Genomic DNA, 12,031 nt, shown 5'->3' with positions numbered 1-12,031 from the left:
CCTTCGCGGTCGATGATCGTCGACACGTCATGCGCATGCACGCCCTTCATCTCGAACGCAACGATGGCGCCCTTGCCCGGCGCCTCGCCGAAGATGCGGATCGAGTTGATCTGCTTCAGCTGCCGATGCGCGTAGTCGCGCAAGGCGGCCTCGTGCGCCGCGATCCTGTCGCGGCCGATGCCGTCCATGTAGTCGAGCGCGGCGGCAAGGCCGATCGCCTGGACGATCGGCGGCGTGCCAGCCTCGAACCGGTGCGGCGGACTGTTGTAGGTGACGTTCTCCTCGGTCACGTCGAGGATCATTTCGCCGCCACCGTTGAACGGGCGCATCCGCTCCAGATGCTCCATCCTGCCCCACAGCGCGCCGATGCCGGTGGGCCCATAAACCTTGTGGCCGGTGAAGACGAAGAAGTCGCAGCCGAGATCCTGCACGTCAACGGGCATGTGCACCGCCGACTGGCTGCCGTCGACCAGAACCGGAATCCCGCGCGCCCTTGCGATGGCGCAAAGCTCGCGGATCGGCACGACGGTGCCCAGCACGTTGGACATCTGGGTGATGGCGACGAGCTTCGTCCTCGGCGTCAGCGCCTTCTCGAACGCCTCCAGGTCGAAGGAGCCGTCCTCGCGGACATGGACCCATTTCAGCACCGCGCCCTGCCGCTCCCGCAGGAAGTGCCACGGCACGATGTTGGAATGGTGCTCCATGATCGAGAGCACGATCTCGTCGCCCTCCCCGATCCGCTCGGCACCGAAGGTCTGGGCGACGAGGTTGATGGCCTCCGTGGTCGAGCGGGTGAAGATCACCTCGTCGACGGAGGGCGCGTTGAGGAAGCGGCGCACGGTCTCGCGCGCCGCCTCGAAATTGTCCGTGGCGGTGTTGGACAGATAGTGCAGGCCGCGATGGACATTGGCGTATTCATGGGAATAGGCCTTCGTCACCGCGTCGATCACCGCCTGGGGCTTTTGCGCCGACGCGCCATTGTCCAGATAGACGAGCGGCTTGCCATAGACTTCACGCGACAGGATCGGAAAGTCACGTCGCACGGCTGCCACGTCATAGGGCGCGGCGAGCGTATCGGGATTGGCGGTCAGCGTCATGTCGGTCCCCTTCCGGAGAGAAGTTCGCGCCCGTTGCCAGGCACAGAAGGTCAGGCCGCCTGGTCGAGCCAGTCGCGGATGCGGGCCTCGAATGCCTCGACAATGACCTCCTCGCCGATCTCCTCGACGGCCTCGGCGAGGAAGGCAAGCACCAGCAGGGTGCGGGCTTCCTTCTCCGGGATGCCGCGTGCGCGGAGATAGAACAGAAGGTCCTCGTCGATCTCGCCGCTCGTGGCGCCATGGGCGCACTGGACGTCGTCGGCGAAGATCTCCAGCTCCGGCTTCAGCGCCATCTCCGCGTCTTCCGACAGGAGAAGCGACTGGGTCATCATCCGGCCGTCGGTCTTCTGCGCATGCGGGCGGACGATGATCTTGCCCTGGAAAATGCCCTTGGCGCCGTCGTCGACGACCGTCTTGAACAGCTCCCGGCTGTCGCAATTGGGCACCGCATGGTCGATCACCAGCGTCTGGTCGACATGCTGGCCCTTGCGCACCATGGTGATGCCGAGCAGGTCGGCACGGGCGTGCTCGCCGGTGAAGGCGACGAAGGCCTGGTGACGGGCAAACCCGGAGCCGATGCCCGCCCCGATCACCTTGACGGCGGTTCTGGCGCCAAGCGTCACGACGGCGGTACCGACATGGGTGGTGCCGGCGTCTTCCGCCTGCAAACGGGCCACGGTGAGCTTCGCCCCGTCCCCGGCGCGGATGTCGGTCAGCGTGTTGGAAAAGGTGCCCTCGGTGCCGCCGAGGAAGGTCTCCAGCACGGTTGCCTCGGAGCCTTCTTCGGCCCGGATCACCACCCGTTCGGCGGTGCTGGCGGCGGCCTGCCCGAGCGCATGGACGATCTCGACCGGCTTCGACAGGGTCACGCCGGCAGGCACGACAAGCTCCAGCCCGTCGGCGCAGAAGATGGCGTTGAGGCCGATGGCGGCATCCTTCGTGGCGATCGCCGGCAGGTCCATCAGGGCCTCGCCGGCCTCGGCCAGCGCCTCGGCAAGCGGACGCGCCCTGGCACCGTCGGCGGCAAGCGCCGCCATGTCGGAAAGGCCCGCATGGAAGTGGCCGTCGACAATCACCAGCCGGTGGCGGTCGACGTCGCCATAGACGTTGTCGAGCCCGGCCAGCACGGACTTGGCATCCGCGTCACCCCGGCGCGCGGCGAAGGGCGCAACGCTCTTCAGCCGGTTGCGCAGGTCGGAATATTTCCACTCCTCGACGCGGCGGTGCGGCAGGCCGGTCTGGCGGAAGGCGTCGAAGGCGGTCTTGCGGCGGCCGGCGACGGCCTCGTTGCCCGGCAGCGCGTCGCGCTCCTTGTACCAGGCTTCCGTCAGTTCGGTTTCGGCGCGGGTTTCAAGCGCGCGCGGTTCGATGGTCATGTCTGGTCCCCGCTTGTTCACGCGGCCGCGTCGACGAAGTCGGCATAGCCGTTCTTCTCGAGCTCGAGCGCGAGGTCCTTGTCGCCGGTCTTGACGATGCGGCCCTTCGACAGGACATGGACGACGTCCGGCACGATGTGGTCGAGCAGGCGCTGATAGTGGGTGATGACGACGAAGGCGCGCTCAGGCGAACGCAGCGCATTGACGCCGTCCGAAACGACCTTCAGCGCATCGATGTCGAGGCCGGAATCGGTCTCGTCGAGAACGCAGAGCGAAGGCTCCAGCAGCGCCATCTGGAGGATTTCCGAGCGCTTCTTCTCGCCGCCGGAGAAGCCGACATTGAGCGGACGCTTCAGCATGTCCATGGTGATCTGGAGCTTGGCAGCCTTGTCCTTGACGCGCTTCATGAAGTCGGGCGTCGACAGCTCGCCCTCGCCGCGCGCCTTGCGCTGCGCGTTGAGCGCGGTCTTGAGGAAGGTCATGGTCGCCACGCCCGGGATCTCGATCGGGTACTGGAAGGCGAGGAAGAGGCCGGCGGCGGCGCGCTCGTCCGGCGACAGCTCCAGAAGGCTCTCGCCATTGTAGAGAATGTCGCCTTCGGTGACCTCGTAATCGGTCTTGCCGGCGAGGATATAGGAGAGCGTCGACTTGCCGGAGCCGTTCGGGCCCATGATGGCATGCACTTCGCCCGGCTTCACGACAAGGTCGATGCCGCGCAGGATCTCGGTGCCGTCGTCGGCGATGCGGGCGTGCAGGTTCTTGATCTCAAGCATTTCGGGTTCCTGTAATTCGGTATTCTGGTCCTTGATCGCCATCGCGATCCATCAGTGGTGCGGCTGGAGGGGCAGCAGATCGGTCGCGCTCCTCAACATCCTGTTCCAGGGTTGTATTTCAGCTTCTTGCAGGTGTTCGGGTACTGGTTGACCACGTCGAAATAGTCGACCTCCCCGGCCTTGTTCACCCTGTCCCGGTAGTACCGCGTCAGTTTGCGAACAGTGTCCCAGTCCCACTCGCCCTCGCACTGGTAGTAGTCATCCACCAGATTGGAACGACGAAACTCGATCGCGACCGGGCAACCGTTGTTCCTGTAGACGTTGAGCATCAGGTCATCCTGGTTGACCACGAGCCGGCCATTCAGGACGACATGGTCGGCGTTGGCGGGCGCGCAGGTCGCTGCCAACATCGCCAGGCCCAGAAGACCCGCCACGCAACGCACGGCCTCAGGCTTTCCCTTGACCATGACCCGCACCGTCAGCCGACCGAGCCTTCGAGGCTGATCGAGATCAGCTTCTGTGCCTCGACCGCGAATTCCATCGGCAGTTGCTGGATGACGTCCTTGACGAAGCCGTTGACGATCAGGGCCACCGCTTCCTCGTCGGAGAGGCCGCGCTGCTGGCAGTAGAACATCTGGTCGTCGGAGATCTTCGAGGTGGTCGCCTCGTGCTCGAACACGGCGGTCGAATTCTTCGATTCGATATAGGGCACCGTGTGCGCGCCGCAGTCCTGACCGATCAGCAGGCTGTCGCACTGGGTGAAGTTGCGCGCGTTGGAGGCCTTGCGATGGGCCGAGACGAGGCCGCGATAGGTGTTCTCGGACTTGCCCGCCGAAATGCCCTTGGAGATGATCCGGCTCGACGTGTTCTTGCCCAGATGGATCATCTTGGTGCCGCTGTCGATCTGCTGGCGACCGTTGGACACGGCGATCGAGTAGAATTCGCCGCGCGAATTGTCGCCGCGCAGGATGCAGGACGGGTATTTCCAGGTGATCGCCGAACCGGTCTCGACCTGGGTCCAGGAGATCTTGGAATTCTTGCCCCGGCAGTCGCCGCGCTTGGTGACGAAATTGTAGATGCCGCCCTTGCCCTCGCTGTCGCCCGGGAACCAGTTCTGAACGGTGGAGTACTTGATTTCGGCATCGTCCAGCGCGATCAGCTCGACCACGGCCGCGTGCAGCTGGTTCTCGTCGCGCTGCGGGGCGGTGCAACCCTCCAGATAGGAGACGTAGGCACCCTTCTCGGCGATGATCAGCGTGCGCTCGAACTGGCCGGTGTTCTTCTCGTTGATGCGGAAATAGGTCGACAGCTCCATCGGGCAGCGCACGCCCTCGGGAACGTAGACGAAGGAACCGTCGGTGAAGACCGCCGAGTTCAGCGTCGCGTAGTAGTTGTCGGTGACCGGCACCACGGTGCCCAGATACTTCTTCACCAGTTCGGGATGCTCGCGCATCGCCTCGGAGATGGAGCAGAAGATGACGCCGGCGGCGGCCAGCTCCTTCTTGAAGGTGGTGACGACCGAGACACTGTCGAAAACGGCGTCGACCGCAACACGGTTCTTCGGTTCGACGCCGGCCAGGATCTCCTGCTCGCGCAGCGGGATGCCGAGCTTCTCGTAGGTGGCGAGAAGCTCCGGATCGACCTCGTCGAGGCTCTTCGGGCCCGGCGCGGATTTCGGCGCGGAGTAGTAGTAGATGTCGTTGAAGTCGATCTTCGGATAGCTGACGCGGGCCCAGGTCGGCTCGCTCATGGTCAGCCAGCGACGATAGGCGTCAAGGCGCCATTCCAGCATCCATTCCGGCTCGTCCTTCTTGGCCGAGATGAACCGGATGATGTCCTCGTTGAGGCCCTTGGGCGCCTTGTCGGACTCGATATCCGTGAAGAAACCGTACTTGTACTGATCCACATCGATCGACCGGACGCGGTCGATCGTTTCCTGAACTGCAGGCATGCGTGTCTCCATCCACTGCGGTGTCAAGGACCGCGGGTTGTCGCACTATGTAAGGGAGCGGCAGTACCGCCGCATCCCGTTCGTGATGGTTCGGACCCTCAGGCGGCGCGTCCCGCGCCTGCCTGCCTGATCCGCCCCGAAATCTGCCGCCAGGCGGCAAGAAAGCGTTCGATCTCGCCGGGGCCGCTGTCGCGGCCGAGGCTGACCCTGATGGCGCCGCGCGCCAGATCCGCCGGGACGCCCATGGCGGCAAGGACCGGCGAGACGCCCACCTTGCCACTGGAACAGGCGGAACCGGAGGAAACGGCGATGCCCCCGAGATCGAGAGCGATCAGCGCGGTCTCCGCCGCGACGCCGGGAACGGCGAAGCAGCAGGTATTGGCCAGACGCGGCACGCCGGCCCCGAAGACGACGGTGTCGCTCCATATATGGCAAAGCGCACGTTCCAGACCATCCCGAAACGCGGCAATTTCGTCCCAGCCGCCGGTTTCCGCCGCGGCCAGCTCGGCGGCAAGGCCGAAACCGGCGATCGCGACGACGTTTTCCGTGCCGGCACGGTTCCAGTTTTCCTGGCCGCCACCGGTGAGAAGCGGTGCCGGGCGCAGGCCCGCATCGCGCAGGACAAGCGCGCCAGCCCCTTGCGGTCCGCCGATCTTGTGGGCCGAAAGCGCGATGCTGTCAGCCCTCCAGCCGGCCATGTCGATGGCGATGCGGCCGGCCGCCTGCACCGCGTCGACATGAAGGATCGCGCTGGTGCCGTCAAGCGCCCGGGCAATTTCGGCGAGCGGCTGCAGCACGCCGGTTTCGCTGTTGGCTGCCTGGGCCGCGACCAGCGGCATCTCGCCGGCCGCCGACAGCGCCTGAACCCGCGCGGCGAGCGCGGCAACATCAAGGATGCCGTCGGCGCCGACCGGCAGAAGCTCGCGCGCGGCGGCCGGGAACCGCCCGCCAGCCGTCACGGACGGGTGTTCGGTGCCACAGGTCAGCAGGCGGGTGAACTGACGCTCTCCCCTGCCCGCCTTCCACAGCGGCGACAGGGCCGTGACATTGGCCTCGGTCGCCCCGGAGGTGAAGGTGACGCAGGAGGCCGGCACGCCGCACAGCCCGGCCACCCGGGCCCGGGCCGCCTCGATGAGCGCACGCGCGGCGCGTCCCTCGCCATGGACGGAGGACGGGTTGCCGGCACGCGTCAGCAGGTCGCGGACGAGTTCGACCACGCACGGACGCATCGGCGCCCCCGCATTGTGATCGAGATAGATCCTGCCTGTATCCGTCATCGTCAAACGTGCCATTCCCGCCGGAACCCGGAAATACCGGCTCCATTCATGAAAACCGCGCCCGGCTTCCCTCTTGTGCGATGCAATCCTTGCAATTCCGCGTGGAGATCGGTTTAAGACATGCCTATATACCACGCTGGCCGGACAGGCTGATCCGACAGACCGCCCACCTGAACCGAAGGAAGCCCGGCGCGAGCCGTCAACTTTCGAACGATTCTAAAGAAGTTGTAGGAACCAGGGGCATCCGAGTCAAGCCGGAGCCAAGCAGCTTCCCTGAGTTTACGCGACAACGCGCCGTCCGGATCCCCGAGGCCAGAAACAAGGAACACAAGCCCCATGCAAGAGGTGGTCCATGCCTGAAGTGATTTTCAACGGTCCGGCCGGCCGGATCGAAGGCCGCTTTCAGCCGGCGAAATCGCGAACGGCGCCGATCGCATTGATCCTGCACCTGCATCCGCAGTTCGGCGGGACGATGAACAACCAGATCGTCTATCAGCTCTATTACATGTTCGCGAAGCGCGGTTTCGCGGTTCTGCGCTTCAACTTCCGGGGCGTGGGGCGCAGCCAGGGCTCGTTCGACCACGGTCAGGGGGAACTCTCCGATGCGGCGGCCGCGCTCGACTGGGTGCAGACGGTGCATCCGGACGCGCGTTCGTGCTGGATCGCGGGCTTTTCGTTCGGCGCCTGGATCGGCATGCAGCTGCTGATGCGCCGCCCGGAGGTGGAAGGCTTCATCTCCGCCGCCCCGCCGGCCAACCTGCATGACTTCTCGTTCCTGGCGCCCTGCCCCTCCTCCGGCCTCATCATCCATGGCGATGCCGACAAGGTGGTGCCGAACAAGGACGTGCAGACGCTGGTCGACAAGCTGAAGACGCAAAAGGGCATCGTGATCGACCACAAGATCATCCCCGGCGCCAACCACTTCTTCGAGAACCACATGGACGAGCTGATGGGCGAGTGCGGCACCTATCTGGACAAGCGGCTCGGGGTCGCAACGGAACCGGCCTGAAGTTCCCGCCCGTTTCCGGACGGGTGCAAAGCGCAAGACAGGCAGCCGGCGGCAAGTCCGGTTGCAGCCCGAGAGTGAGGCGGCCGGCGGTCAGCCGGTCGCAATCGCCGGGGACAGCCGCAGCGAGACGCGCCGCGCCGCGCCGAAACGAAAAAACCCGCAGCCGCGAACAGCGACTGCGGGTTTTTTGCGTCTTCGGTTCCAGGCCGGAACCGGCCGCCAATCAGGCGAGGTCGGCGGCGACCTTCAGCGAGACGATCTTGTCCGGATTGACCACCGGCTCGCCGCGCTTGATCTTGTCGACATTCTCCATGCCCGACAGGACCTGACCCCAGACGGTGTACTGGCCGTCAAGGAAGGAGGCGTTGTCGAAGCAGATGAAGAACTGGCTGTCGCCGGAATTCGGGTCCTGGGCGCGCGCCATCGAGCAGGTGCCGCGCAGGTGCTTGCCGGCGTTGAACTCGGCCGGCAGCTTCTTGCCCGAACCGCCGGTGCCGGTGCCCTTCGGGCAGCCGGTCTGGGCCATGAAGCCGTCGATCACCCGGTGGAAGACAATGCCGTCGTAGAAGCCGTCGCGCGCCAGCTCCTTGATGCGGGCGACATGGCCCGGGGCCAGGTCCGGCCGCATCTCGATGACAACCTCACCCTGGGTCGTCTCCATCACCAGGGTGTTTTCCGCATCCTTGTAGTCAGCCATATGAGCGTCTCCTTGTTCGGTGGTGTGCAGCGCGGCGCGGGCTCGGCCCGGCCACACCTGCGTCATTGTTCACTTCGCGTCGGCGGCAACCTGCAGCCGGACGATCTTGTCGGGGTTCTGGACCGGCTCGCCGCGCTTGATCGCGTCGACGAACTCCATGCCCTCGACCACCTCGCCGAAGACGGTGTACTGGCCGTTCAGCCAGTCGCCATCGGCGAACATGATGAAGAATTGCGAGTTGGCGCTGTTCGGGCTCTGCGAACGGGCCATGCCGAGCGTGCCGAGCGCAAAGGGCGCATCGGAAAACTCGGCTTCAAGGTCCGGAAGGTCGGAGCCGCCCATGCCCGTGCCGGTCGGGTCGCCGGTCTGGGCCATGAAACCGTCGATCACCCGGTGGAAGACGATACCGTCATAAAACCCCTGCCGGGTCAGCGTCTTGATGCGCTCGACATGGGCGGGGGCGAGATCCGGGCGCAGCCGGATCACGACGCGGCCGTCCTTGAGGTCGAGATAGAGCGTGTTTTCGGCATCCGCCGTCTGGGCGCTGGCCGCCTCCAATGTGATCGGCATCGCGAACGCCACCACGAGGGTGAGCGCGGACATCAGGGAAAGCAGTCGGGTCATCAATATGGGCTCCCGGAGCGAATGAAACGGTGTCAGGATTTTTCGGCGAGACGGCGGGCCAGGCAGTCGGCGACATGCGCCGGCACGAAATGGCGGACGTCGCCCCCCATCTTCGCGATCTGCCGCACCAAGGTGGCGGTGATGTGACGCACCTCGGGCGACGCAGGCAGGAACACCGTCTGGACCTCGGGCGCGAGCGAGCGGTTCATGCCCGCCATCTGCATCTCGTAGTCGAGATCGGTACCGTCGCGCAGCCCCCGCACCAGGAAGGCGGCGCCCTGACGGCGCGCCGTCTCGATGACGAGATCGTCGAAGGCGACGACCTCGAGGCGCCCCGCGTCATCGGCGCCGAAGGCCGCGCGGGCGACCTCGCCGATCATCGCGACGCGCTCCTCGAAGGAGAACATCGGCACCTTGCCGGGATGGACGCCGATCGCCACCACGACACGATCGGCAAGGTCGAGCGCATGTCGCAGGATGTCGATATGGCCATTGGTGACCGGGTCGAAGGAGCCGGGATAGAGCGCTGTGCGAGTCATTCCGTTTGTGTACAGACGGCGCCGCACCTAGACAAGCACCGGATTGAGCCCCTGTGGCAAAAATAACGCTTCGATGGAACTTATTTCTCAGCGCCGCGTTTTCTGCTAGACTGTTGCCAATAAACATAAGGAGGCGTCCATGCGTGGCATTGCAGCTTTGGGCCTTGGCGGCCTTGCCGCCATCGCGGTGGCGGGCGTCGGCTTCATCATGCAGCCGACGGACAGTATCGCGGCCAAGAAGGGCGACCGACTGTCCAGGGTGGTCCAGATCGCCTGCGGCACATCCTCCCTCTCCGACAGCAAGAGCTGCGACGCGCTTGCCAGTGCGCTCGTTCCACGCTCCGGCCCCGTCTATGCGACCACCGCCTCGACGGATGGCACGACGACGGTCCTTCGGCGCGTGCGCGTTTCAGAGTGATCCGAATATCCTGACCTCGGACCTCTCGACAGCGAGACGGCGGGTTCCCCGACCCGCCGTCTTGTTTCATACAGGCGGCCCGCCGCCATGCGCTCGCCGCGCGGCAGTGCGGTTGAAGACAAGCCGGATAAGCACCATATACGGGATATCGGGTGGAGCCCGGAGATCGGCGCAGAGTTGCCCCAAGGGCCATGCAAATTGCGCATGGCAGCCATGTTTATTTGTGCCCGGCTATCCTTTAACTTTCTGAAATCGTTCACCAAACAAGCACGCTCCGTTCACGCTTTCCTGAACAGAAAAGATATTGCCGTGGGCTCCAAAAGTGCCCATATGACGCTCATGATGACGATTCACAAAATTCATCAGCTGTCGTTACCGATAGCCATGTGGGGCGCCGGCATCGCCGTGTTCGCCGCCACGCTCAGTCTCGGCGTTGCCTTCTCGGACGTGGAAGCTTCCGGCGAGGCGCTCGAGCCGCAGCCGACGATGACGCAGTCCCGCGCCATCGCCTCGACCATAGAGCCCGCTTGCGAGGGCATCATCTTCCGCGAGGAGGACCCGGATTGCTTCAGCGGCGGCGCACCCGCCGAGGCAATGCCGACGCTCGCGGCGGAACCGGCGCTTCCGCCGCAATCTGCCGGATCGTGATGCAGGTCACGGTTTCCTTGCCGGTTCCGGGGCATTCTGACCCCATCAGAAGACGGCAACCAGCAGGGACGTGACGACAATGACCTTCATTCATGACGAGCGCGACGCACATGCCCACCGGACCCGCGACCTGGCAATCGCCACCGTCGCGGCCCTGGCGGTTTTCGCCGCCATAGTGAGCATCACGCAGACGATCCGCATTGCCTCCGCCAGTGCTGTCGAGACACCTGTCGTGGCCACCAAGACGGACCGCATCGCCTCGGCGCTGCCCGGCGCATGCAACGGCGAAAGCTGGGGCAACTGGTCGCCGGCCTGCGTTGCCGCGATCAGCGGCAACGGGTCGACGCGGCAGGTGCGCTTCGAAACCTTCGAGGCCCGTCAGCCGGCCACCAACACATCCGTCCTGGAGCGCATTCCCGCCAGCTCTTAGACGGATCGCCGGACGCGATCCGGCCGCAAGCTCACAACTGCAAAAGGCGACGCCCTGCAAGACGCAGGCGTCGCCTTTGCCGTTTCAGGACCTGCTCCCTCGCCCCGGCCTCAACCGGCAAGACGCTCAGCCTTCGCCGCCGCCTTCCGGGTCGCCGGCAAGAACGCGCTTTTCGGCCGCCAGCATCTCGTCATGGTGATGGCTGGCCTGCACCTCGATAAAGACCCGGCGGACGATCGGGAACCGGTCCTTGATGCCGAGTTCCAGCGCGTGGATCGCCTCTTCCACCTTGCCGGCGGTCAGGTTGTCCTCGAAATCGACCGACAGGGCGAGCAGCACGTCCTGCGGACCGCGATGCAGGGTGCGGATCTCGTTCATGCGGTCGACGGTGGGCGTCGCCTCGACCAGGGCGCGGATGGTCTCCACCACTTCCGGGTCGGCCCCCTCCCCGACAATCAGCCCCTTGGTCTCGTAGGCAAGGAAGGCAGCCGTGGCGGCGAGGATCAGGCCGATGGCCACGGAGGCGGCCCCGTCCAGCCAGGGCAGGTCGAATATCTGCACGCAGGCGAGGCCGACCAGCGCCACGAGAAGGCCGGCCATGGCGGCGGTGTCCTCGAACAGCACGGTGAAGACCGCCGGATCCTTGCTTTCACGCACGGCCTGCAGGATGCCGCGCTTGCCGCGCGAGCGATTGAACTCCTTGTAGGCGATCCACCAGGCAACGGATTCGAAGACGATGGCGAGCCCGAGCACCACATAGGCGATGATCGGAGAGGAGATCGGATGGGGATGCAGGATCTTTTGCACGCCCTCGTAGATGGAGATGCCCGAACCGACGGCGAAGATCAGGATCGCCACCACGAACGCCCAGAAATACAGCTCGACGCCGTATCCGAACGGGTGCTTTTTATCAGCCGGTTGCGAGGACTTCTTCAACCCATACAAGAGAAGCCCCTGATTGCCCGTGTCGACCAGCGAATGAATGCCTTCCGACAGCATCGCGGACGACCCCGTATAGGCGGCGGCAAAGAACTTGGTCACGGCGATGAGCGCGTTGCCGACCAGAGCCGCGTAGATGACTTTCTTCGAACCGGTCGCCGCCATGCGGGCTTCCCCCCTGTGCTGTGCCTGTCGATGCGCCTGAACAACGCGCCGATGTGAAACGGCGTGACTCGCGTCCACACCGTTCTGA

At 65.0% G+C, this 12,031-nt stretch carries 14 protein-coding genes; 4 read left to right on the top strand and 10 right to left on the bottom strand.

The genetic code is table 11. The annotated features are described in order from the left end of the window. From ACN0T5_RS15885 to ACN0T5_RS15860, 6 genes are all read right to left on the bottom strand, one after another. The coding region (locus tag ACN0T5_RS15885; protein ID WP_417769583.1) for a cysteine desulfurase at positions 1–1,097 on the bottom strand (1,097 nt) is incomplete at its 3' end. A 50-nt stretch (positions 1,098–1,147) separates the two neighbouring features. Further along, entirely contained in the window at positions 1,148–2,473 is a 1,326-nt protein-coding gene (gene sufD, locus ACN0T5_RS15880; RefSeq protein WP_417769582.1) for a Fe-S cluster assembly protein SufD, read from the bottom strand. A 17-nt stretch (positions 2,474–2,490) separates the two neighbouring features. Continuing rightward, entirely contained in the window at positions 2,491–3,246 is a 756-nt protein-coding gene (gene sufC / locus ACN0T5_RS15875) for a Fe-S cluster assembly ATPase SufC (protein ID WP_306027515.1), read from the bottom strand. Between the two features lie 92 nt (positions 3,247–3,338). Beyond that, the gene (locus tag ACN0T5_RS15870; protein WP_417769581.1) at positions 3,339–3,689 is read right to left on the bottom strand and encodes a hypothetical protein; all 351 of its coding nucleotides are present in this window, start codon (positions 3,687–3,689) and stop codon (positions 3,339–3,341) included. A 35-nt stretch (positions 3,690–3,724) separates the two neighbouring features. After that, positions 3,725–5,197, bottom strand: a complete 1,473-nt coding sequence (sufB, locus tag ACN0T5_RS15865) for a Fe-S cluster assembly protein SufB (protein ID WP_417769580.1) — start codon at positions 5,195–5,197, stop codon at positions 3,725–3,727. Positions 5,198–5,295: 98 nt separating this feature from the next. Then, complete coding sequence (locus tag ACN0T5_RS15860; RefSeq protein ID WP_417769579.1) at positions 5,296–6,489, bottom strand: cysteine desulfurase family protein; 1,194 nt, start codon at positions 6,487–6,489, stop codon at positions 5,296–5,298. Positions 6,490–6,826: 337 nt separating this feature from the next. Here ACN0T5_RS15860 and ACN0T5_RS15855 point away from each other — a divergent pair, with 337 nt between their 5' ends. Next, positions 6,827–7,483, top strand: a complete 657-nt coding sequence (locus ACN0T5_RS15855) for an alpha/beta hydrolase (RefSeq protein WP_417769578.1) — start codon at positions 6,827–6,829, stop codon at positions 7,481–7,483. A gap of 223 nt (positions 7,484–7,706) precedes the next feature. Here ACN0T5_RS15855 and ACN0T5_RS15850 read toward each other — a convergent pair whose 3' ends face one another. From ACN0T5_RS15850 to coaD, 3 genes are all read right to left on the bottom strand, one after another. Then, entirely contained in the window at positions 7,707–8,180 is a 474-nt protein-coding gene (locus tag ACN0T5_RS15850; protein ID WP_417769577.1) for a peptidylprolyl isomerase, read from the bottom strand. A gap of 69 nt (positions 8,181–8,249) precedes the next feature. After that, the gene (locus ACN0T5_RS15845) at positions 8,250–8,750 is read right to left on the bottom strand and encodes a peptidylprolyl isomerase (protein ID WP_417769587.1); all 501 of its coding nucleotides are present in this window, start codon (positions 8,748–8,750) and stop codon (positions 8,250–8,252) included. Positions 8,751–8,836: 86 nt separating this feature from the next. Continuing rightward, positions 8,837–9,343, bottom strand: coding sequence for a pantetheine-phosphate adenylyltransferase (gene coaD / locus ACN0T5_RS15840; RefSeq protein WP_417769576.1), 507 nt, complete (start codon positions 9,341–9,343; stop codon positions 8,837–8,839). 139 nt (positions 9,344–9,482) lie between these two features. Here coaD and ACN0T5_RS15835 point away from each other — a divergent pair, with 139 nt between their 5' ends. The 3 genes from ACN0T5_RS15835 to ACN0T5_RS15825 all read left to right on the top strand — a co-directional run bounded on the left by ACN0T5_RS15835 (position 9,483) and on the right by ACN0T5_RS15825 (position 10,839). After that, positions 9,483–9,761: a hypothetical protein gene (locus ACN0T5_RS15835; RefSeq protein WP_417769575.1), complete on the top strand. Its 279-nt coding sequence runs from the start codon at positions 9,483–9,485 to the stop codon at positions 9,759–9,761. 87 nt (positions 9,762–9,848) lie between these two features. Further along, positions 9,849–10,409, top strand: a complete 561-nt coding sequence (locus ACN0T5_RS15830) for a hypothetical protein (RefSeq protein ID WP_417769574.1) — start codon at positions 9,849–9,851, stop codon at positions 10,407–10,409. Positions 10,410–10,488: 79 nt separating this feature from the next. Continuing rightward, the gene (locus tag ACN0T5_RS15825) at positions 10,489–10,839 is read left to right on the top strand and encodes a hypothetical protein (protein ID WP_417769573.1); all 351 of its coding nucleotides are present in this window, start codon (positions 10,489–10,491) and stop codon (positions 10,837–10,839) included. A gap of 126 nt (positions 10,840–10,965) precedes the next feature. On the opposite strand, the gene ACN0T5_RS15820 is transcribed toward ACN0T5_RS15825, so the two are convergent. Continuing rightward, the gene (locus ACN0T5_RS15820) at positions 10,966–11,943 is read right to left on the bottom strand and encodes a cation diffusion facilitator family transporter (RefSeq protein WP_417769572.1); all 978 of its coding nucleotides are present in this window, start codon (positions 11,941–11,943) and stop codon (positions 10,966–10,968) included. Positions 11,944–12,031 lie beyond the last annotated feature (88 nt).

This window comes from Stappia sp. (assembly GCF_048261845.1).
Taxonomy (GTDB): domain Bacteria; phylum Pseudomonadota; class Alphaproteobacteria; order Rhizobiales; family Stappiaceae; genus Stappia.
This window is presented reverse-complemented; position numbering and strand designations above follow the sequence as displayed.

What these genes read in the sequence shown, in the direction of transcription:
- sufD (WP_417769582.1), bottom strand. Translation starts at nt 2,473, where the DNA reads ATGACCATCGAACCGCGCGCGCTTGAAACCCGCGCCGAAACCGAACTG.
- sufC (WP_306027515.1), bottom strand. Translation starts at nt 3,246, where the DNA reads ATGCTTGAGATCAAGAACCTGCACGCCCGCATCGCCGACGACGGCACC.
- sufB (WP_417769580.1), bottom strand. Translation starts at nt 5,197, where the DNA reads ATGCCTGCAGTTCAGGAAACGATCGACCGCGTCCGGTCGATCGATGTG.
- ACN0T5_RS15860 (WP_417769579.1), bottom strand. Translation starts at nt 6,489, where the DNA reads ATGGCACGTTTGACGATGACGGATACAGGCAGGATCTATCTCGATCAC.
- ACN0T5_RS15855 (WP_417769578.1), top strand. Translation starts at nt 6,827, where the DNA reads ATGCCTGAAGTGATTTTCAACGGTCCGGCCGGCCGGATCGAAGGCCGC.
- ACN0T5_RS15850 (WP_417769577.1), bottom strand. Translation starts at nt 8,180, where the DNA reads ATGGCTGACTACAAGGATGCGGAAAACACCCTGGTGATGGAGACGACC.
- ACN0T5_RS15845 (WP_417769587.1), bottom strand. Translation starts at nt 8,750, where the DNA reads ATGCCGATCACATTGGAGGCGGCCAGCGCCCAGACGGCGGATGCCGAA.
- coaD (WP_417769576.1), bottom strand. Translation starts at nt 9,343, where the DNA reads ATGACTCGCACAGCGCTCTATCCCGGCTCCTTCGACCCGGTCACCAAT.
- ACN0T5_RS15835 (WP_417769575.1), top strand. Translation starts at nt 9,483, where the DNA reads ATGCGTGGCATTGCAGCTTTGGGCCTTGGCGGCCTTGCCGCCATCGCG.
- ACN0T5_RS15830 (WP_417769574.1), top strand. Translation starts at nt 9,849, where the DNA reads ATGCGCTCGCCGCGCGGCAGTGCGGTTGAAGACAAGCCGGATAAGCAC.
- ACN0T5_RS15825 (WP_417769573.1), top strand. Translation starts at nt 10,489, where the DNA reads ATGACCTTCATTCATGACGAGCGCGACGCACATGCCCACCGGACCCGC.
- ACN0T5_RS15820 (WP_417769572.1), bottom strand. Translation starts at nt 11,943, where the DNA reads ATGGCGGCGACCGGTTCGAAGAAAGTCATCTACGCGGCTCTGGTCGGC.